Consider the following 23,194-nt stretch of genomic DNA (forward strand, 5'->3'; position numbering starts at 1 on the left):
ATACATATAAAATCTTATCATCAAATCTAATATTTAAAAATTTAATTATTTCAAGATAATCACTAAGAAAATTCTAAAATAAAAATGTGCAGAATTGTTTGTATTTGCAAACACCTGCACATTTATAATAGAGACGGTTCATTCAGTTTAATAATTTCAATCCTCACGAAACCCTTCCCTTCTAGTTAATTTTTAGTCTTTTAAATAAATCAGATCTCCAACAGAAACTTTTCCTGTTTTTTTAACAGAAGCATAGACACCAAAATGATTGCTGCGTTCTTTAACAATCTTTCTTAAAAGTGATGACTGACGATCACATGTATCAGGATCAATTGTAACAATCATACAGCGATCACAATAGCGAATGATTTCAATCTCTGCCTCTCCAATGAGCAGGCTTTTCCCAAACCATGTTTCTTCAATAAACGATTTTTCTTCATTTAAAGTAATTAAAAAGTTAGGACGAAAGCGTCGGTTATCTACTTTGTTTTCCCAAATCTTTTCTAACTCTTTTAGTGATGCATCTGTTGTAAGGAGAATATGCTCTTCTTCAATTGCCCCAAATGGTATATATGCTGGCTCATATTGAATAGGTGAAAGCATTCTTCCTGATAACTCTTCAAGTTCTCGCGTTAATGTTTCATCTCCCCATTTGTACACTTTTCCTTCTGGAGATGTAATTTTAATGGAAGGAAACTTTTCTAAATTTTCTTCCCCATTAAATTCAGCAGCATACCCAATCATTTCTGGAAGCTGTGTAGCTGTTAAAAATTTACCAGCTCTCGTTTCATCTAAAAATGCATGACTGCGATCTCCATACAGTCCATATGATTCAATTGTTGTCGTTTGTACACTTTCTCCTCTAAATGACTTTACAGGATAACGAGTAATTTCGTTAAGCGTTCCAACTAACTTTTCCATAACCTTCTCCTTATTCTTTCATGTTTACAATTAGTTTATCAAATTGCAATAAAGAAATGAAATTGGGGAGAAAATTAAATGAAAACGCTTACATAAACACTAAAATAAAAAGGTGAATGAAATCATGCTATACGTTACAAAACAGGATCACGAGCTTACTTTTTATAACAGCATTTCCAAAGGGCAACCTATTTGTTTATACCTCTTACATTTTTTATCCCTCCATTGTAAATTCTCATTTCAGTAAATATAATATCCCTTATTTCGACATTTTGACACTTTTTAACATTACATAGAATAAGCGACACCTTTTAATGTAACTTCAACAAATGCATTGGTTTGTTCTTCAAGCTGTTTCTTCAAATCTTTAGCCTGTTTTAATGCTTCAAACATTCCTGTTGCTTTAATACGCACCTCACGCACTAGTTTTTTTTCAGATTTTGTCATAAACGAAAACACGAATTCTTTCATGATGTAACCCCTTTCTAAGTTTTTATAATCTCTTTGAACTTATTATAGCAGATAAACTGTTATAATCAAGAATAAAATCTGTTACATTTTTGTGAAAATGCTTACACATTTTCCATATCAATGAAATTAAAAATGCAGTATTGACGCCTTCTTCACTCTATACCCTTCGTCCAAACTAATTAATATATCAATTTTGTGACAAAAAAGTTCATAGTTTTACATAATTCTGTTTTATTACTTACTACAATTTTTTATTAAGAAACTGTAATGCCGCATTACCCACAGATAGGTATTATTTAATTATTGTTATGTATGTAAGAGTGTATTGTTCCATTGCAGTTAATGCTAAAAAAGAAACAGATATCTGAATTCAGATATCTGTTTCTTTTTTATTATACCCACCACATTTCTGATGGTAATTCTTTAATTAATACAGAATGAAGGTTTGTTACCGCCCGTTTAAAGCCTTCTTTGATCGACATAGTGAGATCTTCATATTTTACTCGCTGTCATTATTCTTACCTTCATTTTTTTCTCTTTCGCGTTACCTTTAGATTTATCGCCACTATTATTAAAAATCTGCTCTTGCTTTTCTTTCTGCAAACCGTCATGATTAATGACAATCATTTCCCAATATTCTAAGCTAGGAAGTGTGATAATTAAATTAGTATTATCCCATTTATATGGAATTTCTTTCATTTGTCCCATGTCATGATCAGGGCTTGCTGTGTAAACCTTTAGTTTAGGAAGATCTTTTTCTGTTTTTCCAATTGGATACGTAATTGTTAGACCTTCATATTTGTTTGGCTTAGCCGCTGCATTTCTCCAGTTTGTATCATTGTTTAACAAATTAATTAGATGGACAACATCATAATCTTCAAAGCCTTTATTGTTCTTATTTTCCCGAACAATTGACCAGATCGTATTTTTCTCTTCATCTCTACTAACCTTAAGCGATTGCCCTTTATGTGCCCCATTAATCTTTACATCTGTTTCCTTACTATCAAAAAGAATGTTTTCTTGACACTCCCACCGCTTAAGCAGTGGGATTCTTTTCCCACATGCGTTAAGTCCTCTTATCTCACGACAAGATTTCTTGAGCGATGAGTTTTCCTAGGTCGTTTGAACCTTCGGCTCAAAAAGGATGTACCTTAGAACGCTGTACAGTACCCATTAGGCTAGCCCCGCGTGTCCCGCGGTTCGAAGTCTTCTCCCTTCTTGAAGAATGTTTTTGGCGGCATTATGATCACGATCATGCTTTGCCCCACATTGGCATTCCCATTCTCTTAAATGAAGGTTTTTTACTTCTTTATTTTTATATCCACAGCTTGAGCATAGCTGCGAACTCGCAAAGTTTGATCCTACCACGATCAGCTCTTTTCCATACCATTTGCATTTGTACGTTAACATGCGTCGAAACTCTGACCATGATACTTCTAAAATGACTTTCGCTAACTGTCCGTTTTTCACCATGTTTTTCACACGAAGATCTTCAATACAGATCACTTGGTTTTCGTTGACCAGCGAAGAAGAGACTTTATGCAAAAAATCGGTTCGAACATTTACTATTTTTTCATAAATACGGGCAACTTTGATGCGCTGTTTATTCCAATTTGCACTGCCAACTTGACGTCTTGAAAGAATACGCTGCTCTTTCGCCAGCTTTTCTTCTAGTTTACAAAACCATTTTGGATTTTTAAGCTTCGTTCCATCAGAAAAGGTGGCAAAATCTTTGAGACCAACATCGATTCCGACTTCAAAAAGAGAGGATTGGAAAGAGTGAACAGCTTGTTCGGTTACAATGGAGATGAAGTATTTTCCTGATGGCGTTCTTCTTACGGTAGCTGAAAGAAGTTTGTCCGCTATTTCACGAGATTTCGCAAAACGAACGAGCCCCACTTTTGGGAGACGAACGAAACAATCGTTTTCAATTCGGATCGTTCCAACGCCTGTTTTCTTGCTGTAGTTACATTTTGTTGTATACGACTGCACGTCATTTTTCTTGCTTTTAAAACGAGGTTTCCCTTTTGCTTTTTTGTAGTAGTCCTGATAGGCTTTTCCTAAATCCTGCAGGATACGCTGCAGGGCAGTCGCATCTACCTCTCTTAACCAATCAATCCGCTTTTTCATTTCGGTTAATTCTTTTTGTGCTTGATCAGCATGAAAGAAATCGGATTTCCATTCATTCTTTAAAAGCTGACCGTTTTGAACCATTTCTTGAACAATGTACCAGTAGGTATCTTTTTTCTTTTGGTTTCCTAATGCTTGGTTAAACACATAACGGCAGCAGCCAATTGTTTTATTGATCATCGTCGCTTGTTCAGCTGTTGGATATAGTCTAAACTTGTATGCTTTATAAATATTCATTTTTTTCACCTCCTTTAACAAGATTTTACCAAATAGGAACAAATGTTTCTAGTAGGAATATAAAAAATCGAACAGTTAACGTGTCAAAAGACACGCCCTGTTCGACTCACTTTCATCCCATGCCTAAAGGAGATGGGCTTTCTCGTTCGAAGATTCTGTAATAATTTCAGAGTCATTTGTAAAAAGACGAAGTAGCTCTTCTCGGAAAAATGACACAATAAAAGCTGCACCTAAAACAACATGTATACTTATTTTTAAACTAGAAAATAACTGTCGAAAAGCTCTTTCGTTTTCACCTGCACTGACCATATGACCGACCAAAATTTGCATCCCTTTTGCAACCGAAATCGCAAAAAGAAAAATAAAGTTTACAATTTGTAAGATATATACTCTTGCTTCTAGAGCACTTTCCCTGAGAAACGTAATAAAAAATGTAATCATCATTTGGCTGGAGTAATAAGACATATGCTCTCTAGCAGCAGGAACACCGATTTGCAATATTCGTTTTACATAATCACTACGAATACGAAGATAATCACGCAAACGAATTTTCATTTCTAGTCTCCAGTACATCATTACAAATAATGCTATCATTGCAAATGTTCTGCTTACTGCTGTTGCAATCGCAGCACCTGTTACACCAAGTTCCGGCAACCCAAATGAACCAGAAATTAAAAGATAGTTTCCAATAATATTTAATACATTCATTCCAAGGGTTGCATACATTATTTCTTTTGTATACCCGTATGAGCGAATGATAGCAGACACACTTAAAATCATGGCCTGTGTAAAAAGCGTTCTACCAACAATCATAATATAGACATCGGCATACTCCATTAAGACGGGAGAAAGATTATACATTCGCATCAAAGGTTCTCTTAATGCAAATACAATGCCGCTGATTAATAAATCAAATCCAAGATTAATACTAATCGCATTTGCTGACAACCGGCTCACATCACGAATCTTCCCTGCGCCTAGAAATTGCAAAATGACAACACTTGTCCCCATTGCCACAAAGTTAAATAATATAAATGTAAACGTCATCAATTCATTCGAAACTCCAACAGCGCTAACCGCTTCATCCGAAACGAAACTTAACATAAAAATATCTACAAATCGAATGAAAATATTTAATAAAGTTTCAATAAAAATAGGCCATGTAATTGAAAATAACCCTAATTCCCGTACAGGAAGCTGGTGATTTACTTTCATTAAAGAACTCCTTACTTTGTGGTCAGCCATAATAAAAGGCAGAAGCACTGTGGTACTTCTGCCATCATTCGATTTATTTTAAACACTATCTTAAAAATAGAGTCAAAAACATACTTTCAACTTCTTTTTTCACCAAAAAACAGGCAATCTCTTCTTAGATTTACTTTAACTTTTTGACTTTATTACTTCTGAAGCTGAAACTTTCCTTTCAAGTTCAGCTGATCGAATAACCGCATCGATTACTTTTTGCACAACATAACCATCATGAAAATCAGGAATAAGTGGCAGTGTTTGACTTGTGTCGTTTCGTTTTGCAGCGATTAAATCAATCCATTTCCATATTTCATTTCGCTCAGTTAAACGCCACGGTCTAAACCGTTCTTCACTTGGCTCCGCATTGTTATTCCATTTAAGAGCATTCTCTAAGCGAACCTCCTGCGACTGTTTTTTTCCCCGGGCATATTTCAATTGTATGCCTAACTCGCTAGAGAATAGCTGGATCACACCTTCACTTCCAAAAAATGATAACTCAATTGTTTGATTTTTGTTCCCCTGATTGGAAATCCAGCTTGTATAAAATGAACCATGAACACCGGATGGAAAAGAACTGGTGAAATGAACTGAATCAGCTGATTGATCACAACGTTCCATTTCATGAATGCTCTTTAATTTTCCTTCATGCAAAAAGGAGAGCGATGACTGGACCGTACTAACATTTTCACCTAATACAAATTGAACAAGGTCAATAAGATGTGATCCTAAATCTGCCAGAACTCCACCAACTCCACCCTTTGATTTCGTTCCTCTCCATCCAGGAGGTCCAGCTAATCCATATGCTCCAGTATACTGAAACTTTCCTTCATAGATTTCCCCGATCAATCCTTCAGCTAGAAGCTGCTTCAGTTTTTTCACTCCTGGATTTTCACGATATGTAAAATTCACCCCGTGAATAATGTTATTTTCTTCAGCTGCTTTAACCATTGAAAGTGCCTCATCGCCATTCATTGCTAGCGGTTTTTCACATATCACATGAATCCCTCGCATACTTGCTTCTACTGCAATATCATGGTGTGCTTCATTTGGTGTGACAATACAAACTCCATCCAGTTTTTCCTTCTCAAACATCTCCTTATAGGAACGATAGCTTGAAAGAATATTGTATTTTTGAGCTAAGTTTTCTGCACTTGTCCCACTTGGGCTGCAAATGGCCTGTAACTGAACGGCTGGATGTTTTTCTAATATAGGGAGATACCATAAATCAGCAAATGAACCTGCTCCTACTAGCCCGATGTTCACTTTACTAACACTCATAAAATCACTCCTGTAGATTTAGATTTTAATCAATTGTTACAGTTTTACCGGTTTCAGCAGACTGAATGATTCGCTCAATCACTTTTTGATTTTGATAGCCATCATAAAAAGTAGGTGTTCCTTTCTGCTGATTATTTTTTACTAAATCAGCAAAATCTTGTAATTGGTTTTTCTGATAGATTTCAGACACTTTTTCTGTTTTAAAAACAAGCTTTTCACCTGGTTCATCTTTCATACAAACGTCAATTTCATCAGGACGCTCACAATTAACATGAATCGTGCCATAATCACCATAGATTGTTACTTCATGCTGATTACCCGACCCCACCGCATTTCTTGTTGTTACAAAATTACCGATTACATCGTTTTCAAGAACAGCTTGAAAACTAGTATAATCATCAACATCAACGTTTTTCATTTCACCGCTTTTCTCATCTTTTCTCTCGTTAACAAAGGTTTTCATTAAGGCCGATACAGAAGAAAACTCGCCAACAAAAAATCTAGCACTATCAATCATATGAGCACCTAAATCACCTAAAGCACCTGTACCTGTCACCTCTTTATTAAAGCGCCAAGCATATGGTACTTCAAAAAGCGGTGCTCCGAAGGACTGTAAATAGCGAACCGCAATATGACGAATCGTTCCAAGCTTATTTTCTTCTACTATTTTTTTTGCATATCGAAATGATGGGACATATCGATAGGAAAACCCAACCATACATAGAATTGGCTGTTTTTCATACAGTAAGGCTAATTCTTCTGCTTCAGCAAAATTTAATGTAAACGGTTTCTCCGCCATGACTGGTTTTTGATACTGAATACATAAACGCAGCACTTCTGCGTGAAGGTTGTTTGGCACAATCGAAATAACCGCGTTCACATCAGGATCTGCAATTAAAGCTTCCATATCATGAAAGCGTTTCTCTTGACTAATTCCTTCTTCATCACCAATTTGTTTTAATAGTTCTTGATTCACATCACAAAGTGCTCCTAGATGAAGCTGTTCTAATTCAGAGACCATTTTACGATGCGCATTCGCCATCCCACCAAGACCAATTAATCCAATTGTTATAACATCATTTTTAATCATATGAATCTCCCTTCCACAACTAAGTAAACCGTAATCGTTATTTTATAGCTTTCTACTAAAATTTCTAAACGCCTTCAAATAAAGTTTGGATCTTCTAATACATTTTTAGCATTGATTTCTTTATATATAAGTTTAGATTTCTTCACAATCCTACTATATAAGAATCCTATATACCTTTTTACAGTAAATTCTTTTTATACACTTCAGTTCTATAGCTAGCTTTTATCACTCATTCTTTTTCACTTTTCATATTTTGCATATATATTTCGAAAAAGAAAAGAATTCAAATAAGCAACTAGAGAAAAGCCGAAAAATACACTTATATAAAGCTGAAAGACAAATAAATAAGGTGATAGAAACATTAGAATTACTGGACCGATAGAAATAGTCAGAACAAGAATAGTTTGGAATGGATTTGCAACCGCTATTTTCAATACGTTTACCACCGATATTTTTACTGTATTTTCAAATCTAGCAATATACGGAAAAACAAGAGCTATAAGTAATATATACACGAATGTGAAAAAAAACAGGCTCAATATAACTATCAGAGAAAATTCCCCATTATATGATTGAAAATACAAATAATCCATTAATAGGATAAACCCAACGATCACTAAAAAGATCCAAGTCATCGTACTTTGTTTAGAATTCTTCTTGAATGCTTGCACGAATCCCCTACATACACCACTATCTTCATTTCTAACCATTTTTAAAGTTACCGAGTAAAGCGCAGTACTAGAGGCACCGATAGTAATGATAGGAATGCAAAATATTAGAAACATGCTATTCAATAATATCAATTCAACCAATCTTGATAAGAAGCGATAAACAGGTCCTTCCATCTCTAAAATATGTTTCATATGACACCTCTGTAAGTAATATTCCAGTTGAAGAAAATCTATACAAATTACTAAAATATTCTTTGATTTTTATTTTAAATTAATCTAAATTTTTTGTTATTAGTCTAGAATGTTCATTTCCATCATTTGGTTTATAAATACAGCACTACACACATGATCTAATGATTTATGCAGTGCTGTATCTTAAGTCAGCATTCTACTATTCTTTAACTGATCCCACTACAATACCAGTAATAAAATATTTTTGTAATAATGGATAAATGATCAATAAAGGAATAATAGAGACCACAATCTTTGCAGCGTTCAGATTTCTATTCGATACTTCCATCATATTTTCCAATGAACTGACATTAGACCCTGATTTTAACATATCTTCAAGACTAACAGATAACGATTGAATATAGGTCATTAATGGATAATTAGTGACCTTCGTCATATAAATTAACCCTGAAAAAAAGTCATTCCAGTTCCCTACAATACTGAATAAGGCAACTGTTGCTAGTGCTGGTAACGAGATGGGAATATAAACCTTTATTAATACTTGTAACGGGTTGGCCCCATCCATAATTGCTGCTTCCTCTAGAGATTTTGGTATACTAATAAAGAAATTCATAATCAAAATAATACTGAAAATCTGTACTGCACCTGGCAAAACCAAGGACCATATTGTATTTAAGAGATTTAAATTTTTCACTACTAAATAGGTAGGAATCATCCCTCCATTAAATAACATCGCAAAAATTAAAAGGTTCATATATATATTTCTACCTCTAAAATTTCTTTTAGATTTAGAAAGAGGATATGCCATTAAGACAATTAAAATCATATTAATAATTAGCGAAAGGATTACTCGCTGTACTGAAATTCCAAACGAGCGCCAAAATTGCGAATCCTCCATAATCATTTTGTATGTTTCGATCGTAAAGTTAACTGGCATTAAACCTACTGCATTTGCTGTAACTGCCCCACTACTACTAAAGGAAATTGCAACAATATTCCACAAAGGAAGCAGACTGGTTAATCCCAAAGAAATCACGATAGCATATATAACAACTCGTCCTATTCGCCCAGAAATACTTTTATCTTCCACCATAATTCTCTTCCCTCCTTAGAATAATTTTCGATCTGTATATTTCTTAGCCATTTCGTTCGCTGATATTATTAAGATCATACCGATCAGTGATTTAAATATACCAACCGCTGTCCCAAAACTATACTCACGGCCTAGTAACCCGATTCGGTACACATAAGTGTCCAGTATATCTCCTGTCTCATAAACCATCGGTGAATACAGGTTATAAATTTGATCAAAACCTGCATTTAAAATATTCGGTAGACTAAGTATGGCCAAAAGAAGGATAATTGGAAGCATACTTGGAAGTGTAATGTGCCAAACTCTCTTCCACCAATTGGCCCCGTCAATGCTAGCTGCTTCATGAAGTCCTGGGTCAACAGCTGTTATTGCTGCTAGATAGACAATTGAATTAAATCCAAACTCCTTCCATACATCTGTACCAATAATTAATGGTTGGAAAAGCTTGTTACTTCCGAGAAAGTTCAGTTTTTCCAATCCAAAGAAGGATAAAATCTGATTCACAGTCCCGTCCAAATTAAACATATTCACGACTACAGTTGCTAATACAACCCACGATAGAAAATGGGGGAGATACACAACTGTTTGAATTGATTTTTTTAAAAGTTTGAGACGGATTTCATTTAATAAGATGGAGAATACAATTGCTGTTAAAGTTCCTAAAATTATTTTACCAACCGCAATTACCATTGTATTTCTAAATACTTGCGCAATATCTGGTAATGAGAACATATAAATAAAATGTTCCAGTCCTACAAAATCTGAACCTAATATACCTTTTGCTGGAACATAATCCTGAAACGCCATAATAATCCCAAACATTGGGATATAACTAAAAATCAAAAGAAAGATCATCCCAGGTATCATCATCATATGATACATAGTTTCTGCATTTGTCCATTTTCCAGTTTTTTTCTTCTGATAGACCTCTGCATTTGTCCATTTTCCAATTTTCGCATCTTGAAACTTCATAATAAACCTCCTCGTATAATAAGGGCTGCACAGCAGCCCTTATTATATTATTCATTACTGCCCTTCAGCCAGTTCTGCTTCAATTTCTGCAATAATTTCATCGCCACCTTGGCTTTTCCATTTTGAAACAAAGGTATCAAAATAATCCAGAGGCTCGGTACCGGTTACAATTTTAATGAAATCTTCTTCTTCTAACTTCAGTAGGTTAGCACCTTTTTTCTCCATTGTCTCCGTAGTTCCGAAGTATGCAGGAGTAGTCCAATTGAATGTATCTTCTTTCGTCAGTTTATCAATCAAACCTATACCATTCATACGAGAGTGGTATTTTGACCAGGCTGAAGTTTCAACATTTTTTGGATCTTTCGTATAGTCGATAATACTTTTAGTATCTATTCTAACTCCTGCTGATTGAATGTCATCGATAGGAATTCTCCCATTTTTTGCCGACAGAATATCAGAATAATCATCTAATAAACTAGTAGATTTATAAACTTCAATGTTAAACGGTCTAGTGGAACCATCTACACCAAGCTCATTATACTTTGCAATTTCCGGATATTCCGCTTTGAGATCTTTTGAATTTCCTAATTCATCATAGAATAGATTCAAGATTTTAATAGCTAATTCAGGATGTTGATAATCTTTTCTTACAACCATAAATTGTCCGGTTGGGTTATTATGAACAACGTTTGCTTTTCTATTTTCACCTTCCAATGTATAGGCTACAAACTCTGCATTTTTATCCATTTCTCTTACTGCAGATAGTCCCCAGTCAGGGATATGCCATGGTCCGGTAACAATACCTGTTTGTCCGTTTGTAACAAGTGACATGATGTCATCCCAAGTTCTAGTTCCAAATTGTGGATCAATAATCCCTTTATCGAACCAATCTGCCAATACTCCAAGTGCCTGTTTCGTACCTTCAGATGTGGAACCATTCATGATATCCCCATTTTCATCTTCTAACCAAAACCGAGGATAAGCATCAAAAACAGCTGCAATAGATGACATAGTAAAAGCAGATCCTCCGTAATCTCCAGCATTTAACCAATGAGCAAAAGGTATTCCTACAGGATTGCCTGATTCTCCAGGATCATTTTCTATGAAAGCATTTGCAGTTTTTTCTAGATCATCTAATGTGATAAGGCTATCCCCGTCACTATCAAGCTCTAATCCTAGTTCCTCTAACCAATCTTTTCTAATCCAGACGATATTAGGCGCTGCATCTCCAACTGTTGCTGGAATCGCCATTAAACGCCCATCGAATGTAGCATCAGCTAAACTTCTACCATCATAGGAATCATAAATCTCTTTAATGTAATCGCTTGCATATTCATCGTAAACATCTGTCAAATCTGCAATTAAATCATTTTCAACTAGCTCTTTCAATTCTTCTTTTGAATCGACACGCATCATATCCGGTAATTCCCCAGATGCAATCGCAAGAGCTACCTGTCTGCTGTAGTCTTCTCCTTCAGCTTCAAATTGATCTACAATTTTCGCATTCAATTTTTCTTCTACAAGACGTGTATACGCATTGTCCTCATAAGTATCACCTTCAGGTAGTTTTGGATTCGCAGACGTAACACGTCCCATTGTAATTACTGTTTTTCCATCTTCTGTTGTAGATTCTTCATCATCTTGTGATGAAGAAGAATCTACACATGCTGCCAAAGAAACTGTCAGCAAGGATGCTATAAATAGCATAGTAATACGTTTTAATAATAATCTGTGCTTCATAATTACCCCTCCAAATATTTTCAATTTCCAATAATCGCTAAATTATTCACTTAAATAACGGCCATTTGATTTAGCTTAATATTAGTATAATTGATTGATTTTTTCTGAAAAATATAAAATAAACCGTTTTCATGTACTTTTTTCCGGAACATTCTATCCACATTGTAATAAAGAAATCTCAATGATATAATCATCATGATTATTTCAAGGAGGTGAAGCAATGTATCGTATTTTAATAGTAGATGACGAAAAAGACGAAAGAAACGTTATTCGGTTTCTCCTAAATAAATATCATTTTGAGCTTGATATAATAGAAGCAACCAATGGAAAAGAAGCTATGTCTCTTTTAGAGATGCAGTCTGCAGATATTTTATTCACAGATGTCAAAATGCCTTTTATTGATGGAATGGAACTGGCAGCGAAAGCTAGAGATCTTTATCCCGATATCCAAATTATTTTTTTCAGTGGTCATGATGATTTTGATTTTGTCAAAAAAGCTCTTTCATTAAGAGCTGTCAATTATATCTTAAAACCAGTAAAACCTGTCGAATTTCAGAGTACCATTTCCTCCGTCTTACAAAACATAATAAATTGTGAGAAAGAAAAAGAACAAAAAGAAGCAAATACTGCATTCCTTAGAACCCATATTCTATACCGTCTGATAAACAAGACACCTATAGATATCTTGAGAAATGAATACCCTTCCATAAACTTTTCTTTTTTGAGTGGGTATTCTCGCTTGATTTTAATGCAGTTTGAAGAACCGTTTTTTGATAGACTACCTCAGGAAGAGGATACTCTTTTCTTTTACGAACAGCTAAAGGAAATTATTCCGAATGATCCCTGCAGCTTTATTAACCTGAATCAATTTCAGATCCTGTTGTTATTCAAAACGGCTGGAAGGACATTGGAATCCTATATACAGATAGCAACAAAAATACAAAAACAGGTCTATTCAGAATACGGAATAAACTGCTATATGTCTGTAAGCAGCGAACTCTCAACTCCAAGTGAGATACCAGAATTATATGATAAATTGGAACAGTATCTAGAGGACCGCTTTTTCTATTCTGATACCTATATTTATCCAATAAATACTTCAGAAAGTGAAAGTAAAGAATATCTGGAACAGGATGAACACCTTCTACAAGCTATACAAACAGCTATTCAGTATGTAGATACTTTTACCTTCAGATATAACATGAATATTCTATTTCAAAAGTACCATAAGAAGCAGGAGATTTCTCATGTTTATGTTCGCTTTTTATTTTCAAAGCTGCTGCAGATGCTTTGTGAAAACCTTCCGGGATATAATAAGACATCTATTAATAATAGAATTGAGGCTATCTATTCTTGCCAACATTTTTCCGAGATTAAAGATATTTTGATCTATATTCAGGATGAAGTCATAAAAAAATTAAAGGAAGAAGAACAATCTCCAAAACATGTTATCCATATCGTTCAGCAATATATAAATGAACACTACGGAGAAGACTTAAGCTTAGATTTGCTTGCTGAAAAAGTATACTTGTCTCCAGGCTATTTAAGTGAGCTATTTAGTCAAGAAACTGGTAGCGGTATCAATAAATATATTAAAAATCTAAGGATGGAAAGAGCGCAAGTTCTGCTTCATGATACAAATATGAAAGTTAATGATATTTGTAAAAATGTAGGCTATCATAACCCTTCATACTTCTGTCGAAGTTTTCGAGAACACTTCGGCTCAAGCCCTGAAAAATACCGTCAAATGCAAAGAAAATAGAAAGAGAAGGCTTCGTATGCACAAAATGAATTCTTGGTTTAAAAATTTAAAGTTCAGAAATAAGGTTTTATTTATCTGCCTACTGTCAAGTCTCCTGCCAGTTATCGCATTAGGTAGTTTTTGCTATATCCAGATTCAACATTTATTAATCACTCGTGAAAGTGAAGTTTTAGATGAATCCCTAAATCAAGCAATTTCAAGTCTAGATTATAAAGTAAATACTTATTTTAATGTTATCAATCAAATTGTTTGGAATGAAGATGTTAAAAGAGGAATCACTTCTGATTATGAAAATTCTTATGAAATGTATTTGTTTTACAGAGATATACTAGACCCTCTATCCATGAATACACACTTTTTATACAATGAAATAAATACAATAACTATATACAGCGACAATAAAATGCATTCTCATGCAAGTATCCTTCGTCCTTTAACGGATATTGAACAAAAAAGTTGGTTTGAAAGTATTTTAAGAACGTCAACCCCAAAATTAGTCGTATCCGATGCTGACAGGAAATTCGAAGTTATCAGTCAAATATTTGACCGAAACCATAGTATTACGAATATTGCTTATATAGACATAAATTATGAACATGTTTTTGACCCCATGTCTAGTTTATTTGAAAACAATTATGGCCTTATCATTCTTGATGAAAATAATAATCCTGTTTATTCTTTCCAAAATTTTTTAGAAAAAAACCGTTCTTATGCGTTATCAACAGATGAATTCCTAGAAAAATTAAACGACGGATCCCTAAAACAAGATTATGTATATAAGAAGGCCTCTTTATCTTCCTATAATTGGACAGCATATTTATATCGTCCAATGGACGCCATTTATGCTTCTACTTATCAGATAACAGTTACAGTTTTCGTCGTGATTTTTTCATGTATATTGATCTTATTTCTATCAATCTATTTTCTTTCTCGAGTGATAGTTCGTCCGTTAGAAAAGTTAGCAAAAAATATGGAGCAGATTGAAAAAGGGGATTTATCTGTAACTGTAACAAATTCAGCCACAGATGAAATCGGTAACTTAATTCGACAATTTGGCAATATGGTTCATAAACTTAAAGATATGATTAATGAAGTATATAAAAGTAAAATTGCTCAGCAAGAATATGAAATGAAAGCATTACAAGCTCAAATCAACCCTCACTTTTTCTATAACAGCCTTTCTCTTATTAACAGCAAGGCAATTATTGCAGATCAAGAAGATATCAGTCAGATGGCTCAACTTCTTTCTACATTTTACCGTACTACTTTGAATAAAGGGAAAAATACGATTTCTGTAAGAGATGAATTACAAAACACTACTTCCTATATTCAAATTCAACGTATGATGCATTCAGATTCATTTGATGTTCATTACGAGATTGAGGAGGAAATCTTGTGTTACTCTATGCTAAATCTTCTTTTACAGCCATTAGTAGAAAATGCAATCAATCATGGGATTGACCACAAAGAAAGTCCTGGAAAAGGTGTATTAACTATATCGGGTAAACAAACAGATGATAATCTGATCTTCACGGTTTCTGATAATGGTTGTGGAATAGATCCAGAAACTTTAAAAACAATTCTAACAACTAAAACGAAGGGCTATGGGGTACAAAATGTTCACCATCGTGTACAACTCTATTATGATTCTGAATATGGCTTAGCTTATGAAAGTACTTTAATGGAAGGAACAACTGTAACCCTCATCATTCCAAAAAGTTAATATAACGATGCTAATTTCATATTAATTCCAAATAATACAAATTAAAAAATGAGTAGTTCAACACCTTTCATTACAAGCATAGTTAAAGGCAAGACTGTCAGCTGCTGCTGACAGTCTTGCCTTTATAATCCTAATTTGGCGATAGTTTTTCTTCAAAAATCAAAGCACATAATGGATTCATCTTCCTCAAATTAATTCGTTAAGATCAACTCTTCGTTCTTCTTTATGAGACAACGCTGCTGCTTGATTGATAAGAGTTAAATTTCTTGCATCTTCTTTTGTAATGGTCGGTGTGGTCCCTTCCGTAATTGCACTAATCCACTGCTCCATTGGCATAGGCAGTGGGTCCGGTAATTGTTCTGGAACAATCCATTCATTTATATCAAATTTAGAGCTCTTTAAACGAATATGATTTTCTTCAATTAATAATGTCCCTTCTGTTCCATATACCTCTAATTGAAATGGACTTCCACTTGATAAAAAACTCGTTTCAATTACTGCAAGCGTACCAGATTCATATTCCACAAGAGCAGCTGCATGATCATCGACATCATGATTTAACATAGATTGCAAGCGAGCTGTTACTGCTTTTGAAGTTCCTGCTAAACGATTGGCAAGATAAATAGGGTGAGCACCAAGATCAATGAAGGCACCGCCACCGCAATTTTCTCGATTAAAGAAACTTTTTGGAAGCCAACCATCTGGATGTTCTTCAGTAGAAACTGCACCATTATGAGCAACACGGCAGCGAACCATTGATAACTTACCGAGCCAACCTTTATCTACAACTTTTTGAGCATACAAATAATAATCTTCTATTAATCTCGGCAGCGAAATCATTAATTGTACATTTGCTTTCTCAACTGCAGAAAAAATGTCATCACAATCTTGAACGGTAAATGCCAACACTTTTTCCGTGAAAATATGTTTTTGATAGCTTGCAGCAGCCATAATAATTTCTTTGTGCATTTTTGTAGGTCCAGAAACAATGACAGCATCAATGGATGGATTTGAGAGTACGGCTGTTAAATCTGCTTCAAACGGGACGCCAAGCTCTTCAGCCCATTTCTTTCCTCGTTCACTATTTTCATCCCATACTAATTGAATTGAAATCTGTTCATTTTCTTCCGCTTGCTGTGCATAATCTTCAGCATGCACATGCCATCTGCTTAATAAAGCCACATTAATCAAGAGAAAACACCTTCTTCTATTAATTGATTTTTATTAATCATCTGTTTAGAGATTAACTAAAATTCTTCTTCAATCATTTTGTTACTATTTGAAATCGATTTCATTAACACATTTTTATTTTATTTTGATAAAATTAAACTGTCAATATTTTCACAATACTTTTACTTCTCTTTCAAAAACCATTATTTCCGTTTTTAAGTGAAAGGTCGAAATTTTACAACTTTAGTCGCATCTGTCTCTTTATTCTTTTGTATATTAACAGTAGAATTCATAATGAGTGCAAACGCTTGCTTTATTTTGAATAAAAGACTGAAAGGGGAATGACTTTGCTTAAAGAAGCGATTTATCACAGACCAAAAGACAATTTTTCCTATGCGTATGATAACGAAACATTGCATATTCGCCTGCGGGCTAAGAAAGGTGACTTAACAAAAGCCTTTTTAATTTATGGTGATCCTTATCAATGGACAGAAAATGGTTGGACTAATGCTTCTAAACCAATGACACTAGAAGGCTCAGATGAATTATTTAATTATTGGTTTGCTGAAGTAAAACCAGAATTCCGGCGTTTACGCTATGGATTTGAGATCTATTCAAATACGGAATCAGCTGTATACGGTGAGAGGGGCTTTGCTAAAAGTAAGTCAGAAGATATTGGTTTTTATTTTTGTTTTCCATTTTTAAATGCAGTCGATGTGTTCGAAGCACCTGATTGGGTAAAAGATACGGTATGGTATCAAATCTTTCCTGAACGGTTTGCTAATGGGAATCCTCAATTAAACCCTGAAGGTACCCTGCCTTGGGGAAGTGTTGATCCTAAACCAGGTACTTATTTCGGCGGTGACTTTGAGGGCATTATTGAAAACATAGATCATTTAGTAGAACTTGGCATTACAGGCATCTATTTCACACCCATTTTTAAAGCAAATACAAATCATAAATATGACACAATTGATTATATGGAAATTGACCCCCAGTTTGGCGATAAAAAAACGTTTAAAAAGCTCGTTGAAACGTGTCATGAAAAGGGTATTCGCGTAATGCTTGATGCTGTTTTCAATCACAGCGGCTTTTATTTTGATGCGTTTCAAGATGTGCTTGAAAAACAAGAAAAGTCTTCCTATAAAGGTTGGTTCCATTTAAGAGAATTTCCTGTTCAAGCTTTCCCTGAACCAAATTATGATACATTTGCATTTACACATATGATGCCAAAACTAAATACAGAACACCCTGAAGTAAAAGAATATCTTCTTCATGTTGCAAAATATTGGATTGAAGAATTTGATATTGACGGCTGGCGTCTTGATGTTGCAAACGAAGTCGATCATGAGTTTTGGCGTGAGTTTCGAAAAACAGTAAAAGCTGTTAAACCAGAGGCATACATCCTCGGCGAAATTTGGCATGATTCAATGCCTTGGCTTCGCGGCGATCAATTTGATGCTGTGATGAACTATCCATTTACAAGTGCAGCCTTAGATTATATCGCAAAAGGTACTATTAATGCAGAACAGTTTTCACAACAGCTAACAAACGTTTTAGTATCTTATCCGAAAAATGTAAACAAAGCCGCCTTTAATTTATTAGGCAGTCATGATACAGCAAGAATTTTAACGATTTGTAATGAAGATAAAAACAAATTAAAACTATTATTCTTATTCCAGCTTTCTTTTATCGGTACACCGTGTATTTATTATGGAGATGAAATTGGTCTAACAGGAGAAAATGACCCGGGCTGCCGCAAATGCATGGTTTGGAATGAAAATGAGCAAGACCGTGAACTTTTTAACATGGTGAAAAAGCTCATCACGCTTCGAAAAGAACATGCTGCCTTTGGAAATGAAGGGGAATTTAAGTTTTTAGAAACAAATAATGAAACAAACCATGTTGTTTATTCCAAGAAGACAGCTAATGAAACAATTATTATTGCGATCAATAACTCAAGTGATAAAATAAATGTTACAATTCCATATGATTTTACAGACAAAAACCCTGTTGATTTATGGAACACTGAACCTCTTAAAGAAACATCAAAAATTGAACTATCGCCGTATGGCTTTTCAATTATTCAATTAGAAAAATAATTTTACAGCTGCACAAAAGCTTTCAGGGCTAGTTCGTATCTAGATACGAACTAGCCCTGTTATCATTATTGACATTCAGTAGTAAAGAAAGCTTTAATAAACAGCTTACTTCAATTTATAAACCCTTGCTTCATATGGCTTTAATGTAACCTCGTTAATGTTCTCTTCTCGATTTACTTCATAGTTGCTTAAAACTAACTCTTTTGACTTCTCTTTCAAACTCTTCGGTAAAGTAAATTCAGCCTCATCTGCAAAGAGATTTGTCATCACTAATACAACTTCATTATCTAAATTTCTCGTATAAGCATAGATTTTTTCATGGTCTTCTAAAATAAGATCATAATCTCCGTAAATCAATACTTCATTTTCTTTGCGAAGTTGAATAAGTTTCTTATAATAATGATAAATAGACTGCTCATCCTTCATTGCTTGTTCAACATTAATTTCTGTATAATTTGGATTTAGTTTTAGCCAAGGCTTCCCTTTAGTAAAACCTGCATTTTCTTCATTATTCCACTGCATCGGTGTTCTAGAATTATCACGGCCATTTTTCCAAATAACTTCCATTATTTCTTGGTGTGATTTTCCATCTTCTAGTTCTGTACGATACAAGTTTTTAATCGCAACATCATTATAATCATCAATCAAATCAAATTTTACATTTGTCATGCCAATTTCTTGTCCTTGATAAATAAATGGTGTTCCCTGCATTAAGAAATACATTGTTGCAAGACACTTAGCCGATTCATCCCAATATTCTTCACTGTTTGCCCAAGTCGAAACGGAACGAGGCTGATCATGATTTTCAAGGAATAAGGCGTTCCATCCCCTGCTATGAAGTCCCTTTTGCCATTTCGTAAGTGTTTGCTTCAAAGTATGGATATCGAGACCGCCTGTTACACTTTTCCCCCATAAATCTAAATGTTCAAATTGGAAAATCATATTAAACTTTCCATTTTCCTCACCTACCCATTCATCTGCTCCATCTACTTTAACGCCATTAGCTTCACCGACTGTCATAATATCATAGTTATCAAACGTCTCTTTCTTCAGCTCTTCAAGAAAAACTTGAATGCCATCGCGGTTCATATGTCCGTCTAACGAAGGCACATATTTCTTTTTGTCTGGGTTAGGTAAGTCAGGAAATCCAGGAACCTTTTTAATATGGGAAATCGCATCAACACGGAAACCATCAATACCTTTATCAAGCCACCAATTAACCATTTCATATAGCTCTTTGCGAACCTTTGGATTTTCCCAATTTAAGTCAGGCTGTTTGCGTGAGAATACATGCATGAAGTATTCCCCTGTATTTTCATCATATTCCCAAGCAGATCCACTGAAGATTGATTCCCAGTTATTCGGTTCTTTACCGTCTTTACCTGGATGCCAAATATAATAATCTCTATATGGGTTATCTTTTGAAGCACGTGACTCGATAAACCAAGGATGTTCGTCAGATGTATGATTAATGACAAGATCCATAATTAATTTCATGCCGCGATTATGAACTTCTTCTAAAAGCTGATCAAAATCAGCCATCGTCCCGAATTCTTCCATAATACCTTTATAATCACTAATATCATAACCGTTATCATCATTTGGCGAACTATAAATCGGACAAATCCAAATAACATCTATCCCTAAATCTTGTAAGTAATCAAGCTTTGAAATCACTCCTTGAATATCGCCAATTCCATCACCATTTGAATCCATAAAACTACGCGGGTAAATTTGGTATGCTACCGCTTCTTTCCACCATTTTCTTTTCATCATGATCCTCCATCTTCTCTATCACCTATTAATTATCTATAATTTTTATTTTTTGTGCAATCGTTTGCTTTAGTTTCTTTAAAATTTGAAAGAAACTAACTCAAAAGCATAGGGTCAGACACTCCTCAACCAATATATAAGTTACTATTTATAAAAATATGTTATATATTGTATAAATTTGAGGGGTTCAGACCCTAATGAGTCAACTTCTTTCGGGTACTGATGGTTTCTTTTATTTCTATGAAGTTGTTGCCATCAATAATAATAACGAAGAGTATAGAAACATACCAACAGCAAGGACACACAATATAATTGATAATACTTTAAAACTCTTAAACAAGGAAACCACCTACTTTGCTAATTTTATCCTTTCTCAGCTCCGGCAGTCATGCCTTCAACAATATAGCGTTGGAATACAAAGAACAATACCATCAGCGGTATGGAAATAAGAACAGCTCCAGCAGCAAACACGGTGAAATTGTTATTTGCTTGTCCTGATACTAACGTAAACAACCCTTGAGCAAGTGTCCAGTTACTGCTTGAACGAAGGATAACTTCCGCCATAATGAAATCCATACTTGCACCGATAAAACTATTAAAAGATACAAATGCAATGATAGGCGTCGCCAGCGGAAGCATGATTTTAAGGAAAATTTTCGCATTTGATGCGCCGTCAATACGGGCCGCTTCTTCTAAACTTCCTGGAATACCATCAAAGAATCCTTTTACAATCCATGTGTTAAAAGCAACACTTCCAGCAGATAATACTAAAATATAACCGAGATGAGTATCTAAAAGGTTTAATGCCCCTAATAGAGTATAGATGGCAGTCATCCCCATAATCGTTGGAAACATCTGTAGAATAATAATCGCCATCAATCCTTGTCTTTTCCCTTTAAAGTTTAGTCTAGAAAAGGCATAGCCAGACAAAACGCCAAACACAGTAGAAATCACCATGTTAGAAACTGCAATAATTATTGTATTTTTGTACCAAGTAACATAATCATGCTCTTCAAATAAGGCGCGGTAATGACCCCAATTCCAATCAGCAATACTTGGAAAAATTTTAGATGAATGAAGCGATTGACCAGGGTTTACTGAACCAATGAATACAAAATAAACAGGAAACAAACAAATAAGCACGAGCGCGACTAAAATACTATATACAATAAACTGGTTAACGAATCGTTGTAATTTAGGATTATACATGTTTTATCTCGCCTCTCCTTTCATTGATTTTGTATTTCGTAAATTGAAATACGCAAACCCTGCAATAATTAGGAATACCAGTAAGGCAACAGCAGAAGCAATCGCATATTGACCGTTATCTAATGTCATTTTGAAAATCCATGATAATAAAATATCCGTATGCCCTGCATAGTTATAATCGGCGTTCACTGGTCCACCTTCTGTCATTAAGTAAATAAATGTTAACTGGTTAAAGTTAAACGCAAAAGTGAACACCATTAAAGGAATAGCAGCTACCATAACAATCGGTAAGGTAATATTGCGAAACTGCTGTACAATTGTTGCGCCGTCTACTTCAGCAGCTTCATATAGCTCTTTACTAATTGTTGTTAGTATCGCAGTAAATAATGCCATCCAGAATGGAAAACCTAACCAAAGATTCGTTAATAATACTGCTGCTTTTGCCCACATCGGATCTGAAAGCCAATCAATTCCCTTCAATCCAACCGACTCCAGCATTTGATTAATCACTCCAAACTGGCCATTGTACATATTTCTAAAGATCAAAATACTTACAAATCCAGGAACAGCCCAAGGAATAATAAATACATTTCTCCAAAACTTTCTGTATTTAACTACTTTTTGTGATAAAACCACAGCAACAAAAAGACCAGCAGCTACAACAAGTAATGTAGAAAGAATAGCCCAAGCGAAAGTCCAAGAGAAAACACCGATAAATGTTCCTCTCCATGATTCCATTGTAAATAATCGAGCAAATTGTTCAAAACCAACCCAGTCAACTAAAGACTTTGGCGGTAAATAATTTGGTGAAGAGAAATTTGTAAATGCAATGAGAGCAGTAAAAATAAGCGGAAAAACCGTTAAGAACGTCATGCATAAAGCTGTTGGCGTAATTAGAATGTAGGCAAAACCTTTCTCACCAACATTTTTAAGTGTTTCCTTAAAGCTCATTGCTTTTTGCCCTTGTTCACGCATTTTCCCGATCAGATAAGCATCGCGAACGCTTAAATAATAAATACCGAAAACTGCTATAAGAACAATTAGCATTAAAAGTCCTTCTGCCATTAACAAAATCGAGTGATCACCTTGTTCAACAATTCGTCCTCTTTGTCTTACCTGTGGTGTGTCACCTAACGTAAATAATCCGTATAACCCGTTAATAATAGGATTTAAAAGGAATATTAACACATAAAGTTCAACAAGTGCCCAAAGAATTCCCTTTACATATTGTTTATTATAAATTTGTCCGAGTCCCATAAAAAGAAAAGACAACAGTGCAGATGTTTTACTATAATTCTTATTCGGGCCATTTAATGTTTGAGATTGTACTTCTGATGACATGTAAAACGCCTCCTTCAGCTAAAATAAGCAACCGCAACCTTGTATATACATCGTTACGTATAAAGATTAGT

The 23,194-nt window shown here is 34.6% G+C and carries 18 protein-coding genes; 3 read left to right on the forward strand and 15 right to left on the reverse strand.

From position 1 onward, the window contains the following. Window positions 1-192: 192 nt before the first annotated feature. The 11 genes from DS031_RS09780 to DS031_RS09835 form a co-directional block, all read right to left on the reverse strand. Window positions 193-921 carry an MOSC domain-containing protein gene (locus DS031_RS09780; RefSeq protein ID WP_113805889.1) on the reverse strand — a complete coding sequence of 243 codons (729 nt, stop codon included), beginning with the start codon at window positions 919-921 and terminating at the stop codon, window positions 193-195. 288 nt (window positions 922-1,209) lie between these two features. Further along, window positions 1,210-1,392, reverse strand: a complete 183-nt coding sequence (locus tag DS031_RS09785; RefSeq protein ID WP_113805890.1) for a hypothetical protein — start codon at window positions 1,390-1,392, stop codon at window positions 1,210-1,212. A gap of 492 nt (window positions 1,393-1,884) precedes the next feature. Further along, window positions 1,885-2,472 carry a glycoside hydrolase family 66 protein gene (locus DS031_RS09795; protein ID WP_113805892.1) on the reverse strand — a complete coding sequence of 196 codons (588 nt, stop codon included), beginning with the start codon at window positions 2,470-2,472 and terminating at the stop codon, window positions 1,885-1,887. A gap of 93 nt (window positions 2,473-2,565) precedes the next feature. Beyond that, complete coding sequence (gene tnpB / locus DS031_RS09800; protein WP_113805893.1) at window positions 2,566-3,759, reverse strand: IS200/IS605 family element RNA-guided endonuclease TnpB; 1,194 nt, start codon at window positions 3,757-3,759, stop codon at window positions 2,566-2,568. Window positions 3,760-3,882: 123 nt separating this feature from the next. Then, entirely contained in the window at window positions 3,883-4,974 is a 1,092-nt protein-coding gene (locus tag DS031_RS09805) for an MATE family efflux transporter (protein ID WP_181833092.1), read from the reverse strand. A 165-nt stretch (window positions 4,975-5,139) separates the two neighbouring features. After that, window positions 5,140-6,285 carry a Gfo/Idh/MocA family protein gene (locus DS031_RS09810; RefSeq protein WP_113805895.1) on the reverse strand — a complete coding sequence of 382 codons (1,146 nt, stop codon included), beginning with the start codon at window positions 6,283-6,285 and terminating at the stop codon, window positions 5,140-5,142. 25 nt (window positions 6,286-6,310) lie between these two features. Continuing rightward, the gene (locus tag DS031_RS09815; RefSeq protein WP_113805896.1) at window positions 6,311-7,375 is read right to left on the reverse strand and encodes a Gfo/Idh/MocA family protein; all 1,065 of its coding nucleotides are present in this window, start codon (window positions 7,373-7,375) and stop codon (window positions 6,311-6,313) included. A 239-nt stretch (window positions 7,376-7,614) separates the two neighbouring features. Then, window positions 7,615-8,238 (reverse strand): YesL family protein, encoded by a 624-nt coding sequence (locus DS031_RS24650; RefSeq protein ID WP_113805897.1) that lies wholly within the window; start codon window positions 8,236-8,238, stop codon window positions 7,615-7,617. 199 nt (window positions 8,239-8,437) lie between these two features. Beyond that, a complete protein-coding gene (locus DS031_RS09825; protein WP_113805898.1) occupies window positions 8,438-9,331 on the reverse strand; it encodes a carbohydrate ABC transporter permease in 894 nt (297 codons plus the stop codon). A gap of 15 nt (window positions 9,332-9,346) precedes the next feature. Then, window positions 9,347-10,213: an ABC transporter permease gene (locus DS031_RS09830; protein ID WP_245947326.1), complete on the reverse strand. Its 867-nt coding sequence runs from the start codon at window positions 10,211-10,213 to the stop codon at window positions 9,347-9,349. 144 nt (window positions 10,214-10,357) lie between these two features. Next, window positions 10,358-11,977 (reverse strand): extracellular solute-binding protein, encoded by a 1,620-nt coding sequence (locus tag DS031_RS09835; RefSeq protein WP_245947312.1) that lies wholly within the window; start codon window positions 11,975-11,977, stop codon window positions 10,358-10,360. 286 nt (window positions 11,978-12,263) lie between these two features. Between DS031_RS09835 and DS031_RS09840 the strand changes: the two genes are divergently transcribed. Both DS031_RS09840 and DS031_RS09845 read left to right on the forward strand, forming a co-directional pair. Further along, complete coding sequence (locus tag DS031_RS09840) at window positions 12,264-13,805, forward strand: response regulator transcription factor (protein WP_113805901.1); 1,542 nt, start codon at window positions 12,264-12,266, stop codon at window positions 13,803-13,805. Between the two features lie 16 nt (window positions 13,806-13,821). Next, window positions 13,822-15,528, forward strand: coding sequence for a sensor histidine kinase (locus tag DS031_RS09845; protein ID WP_113805902.1), 1,707 nt, complete (start codon window positions 13,822-13,824; stop codon window positions 15,526-15,528). Between the two features lie 186 nt (window positions 15,529-15,714). Here the strand turns inward: DS031_RS09845 and DS031_RS09850 are convergent, their stop codons facing one another. Continuing rightward, window positions 15,715-16,710 carry a Gfo/Idh/MocA family protein gene (locus DS031_RS09850; RefSeq protein WP_342767237.1) on the reverse strand — a complete coding sequence of 332 codons (996 nt, stop codon included), beginning with the start codon at window positions 16,708-16,710 and terminating at the stop codon, window positions 15,715-15,717. Between the two features lie 335 nt (window positions 16,711-17,045). On the opposite strand from DS031_RS09850, the gene DS031_RS09855 reads away from it, so the two are divergent. Continuing rightward, entirely contained in the window at window positions 17,046-18,800 is a 1,755-nt protein-coding gene (locus DS031_RS09855; protein ID WP_113805904.1) for an alpha-glycosidase, read from the forward strand. Window positions 18,801-18,905: 105 nt separating this feature from the next. Here DS031_RS09855 and DS031_RS09860 read toward each other — a convergent pair whose 3' ends face one another. The 3 genes from DS031_RS09860 to DS031_RS09870 all read right to left on the reverse strand — a co-directional run bounded on the left by DS031_RS09860 (window position 18,906) and on the right by DS031_RS09870 (window position 23,123). Continuing rightward, window positions 18,906-20,573, reverse strand: a complete 1,668-nt coding sequence (locus DS031_RS09860) for a glycoside hydrolase family 13 protein (RefSeq protein WP_113805905.1) — start codon at window positions 20,571-20,573, stop codon at window positions 18,906-18,908. Window positions 20,574-20,936: 363 nt separating this feature from the next. Continuing rightward, window positions 20,937-21,782 (reverse strand): sugar ABC transporter permease, encoded by an 846-nt coding sequence (locus DS031_RS09865; RefSeq protein WP_113805906.1) that lies wholly within the window; start codon window positions 21,780-21,782, stop codon window positions 20,937-20,939. Window positions 21,783-21,785: 3 nt separating this feature from the next. Then, entirely contained in the window at window positions 21,786-23,123 is a 1,338-nt protein-coding gene (locus DS031_RS09870; protein ID WP_113805907.1) for a carbohydrate ABC transporter permease, read from the reverse strand. Between the last annotated feature and the right edge of the window lie 71 nt (window positions 23,124-23,194).

This window comes from Bacillus taeanensis (genome assembly GCF_003318295.1).
GTDB classification, from domain to species: Bacteria; Bacillota; Bacilli; order Bacillales; family UBA6769; genus Maribacillus; species Maribacillus taeanensis.

What these genes read in the sequence shown, in the direction of transcription:
- DS031_RS09815 (WP_113805896.1), bottom strand. Translation starts at nt 7,375, where the DNA reads ATGATTAAAAATGATGTTATAACAATTGGATTAATTGGTCTTGGTGGG.
- DS031_RS09805 (WP_181833092.1), bottom strand. Translation starts at nt 4,974, where the DNA reads ATGAAAGTAAATCACCAGCTTCCTGTACGGGAATTAGGGTTATTTTCA.
- DS031_RS09780 (WP_113805889.1), bottom strand. Translation starts at nt 921, where the DNA reads ATGGAAAAGTTAGTTGGAACGCTTAACGAAATTACTCGTTATCCTGTA.
- DS031_RS09825 (WP_113805898.1), bottom strand. Translation starts at nt 9,331, where the DNA reads ATGGTGGAAGATAAAAGTATTTCTGGGCGAATAGGACGAGTTGTTATA.
- DS031_RS09870 (WP_113805907.1), bottom strand. Translation starts at nt 23,123, where the DNA reads ATGTCATCAGAAGTACAATCTCAAACATTAAATGGCCCGAATAAGAAT.
- DS031_RS09830 (WP_245947326.1), bottom strand. Translation starts at nt 10,213, where the DNA reads ATGTATCATATGATGATGATACCTGGGATGATCTTTCTTTTGATTTTT.
- DS031_RS09860 (WP_113805905.1), bottom strand. Translation starts at nt 20,573, where the DNA reads ATGAAAAGAAAATGGTGGAAAGAAGCGGTAGCATACCAAATTTACCCG.
- DS031_RS09785 (WP_113805890.1), bottom strand. Translation starts at nt 1,392, where the DNA reads ATGAAAGAATTCGTGTTTTCGTTTATGACAAAATCTGAAAAAAAACTA.
- DS031_RS09810 (WP_113805895.1), bottom strand. Translation starts at nt 6,285, where the DNA reads ATGAGTGTTAGTAAAGTGAACATCGGGCTAGTAGGAGCAGGTTCATTT.
- DS031_RS24650 (WP_113805897.1), bottom strand. Translation starts at nt 8,238, where the DNA reads ATGAAACATATTTTAGAGATGGAAGGACCTGTTTATCGCTTCTTATCA.
- DS031_RS09840 (WP_113805901.1), top strand. Translation starts at nt 12,264, where the DNA reads ATGTATCGTATTTTAATAGTAGATGACGAAAAAGACGAAAGAAACGTT.
- DS031_RS09865 (WP_113805906.1), bottom strand. Translation starts at nt 21,782, where the DNA reads ATGTATAATCCTAAATTACAACGATTCGTTAACCAGTTTATTGTATAT.
- DS031_RS09845 (WP_113805902.1), top strand. Translation starts at nt 13,822, where the DNA reads ATGCACAAAATGAATTCTTGGTTTAAAAATTTAAAGTTCAGAAATAAG.
- tnpB (WP_113805893.1), bottom strand. Translation starts at nt 3,759, where the DNA reads ATGAATATTTATAAAGCATACAAGTTTAGACTATATCCAACAGCTGAA.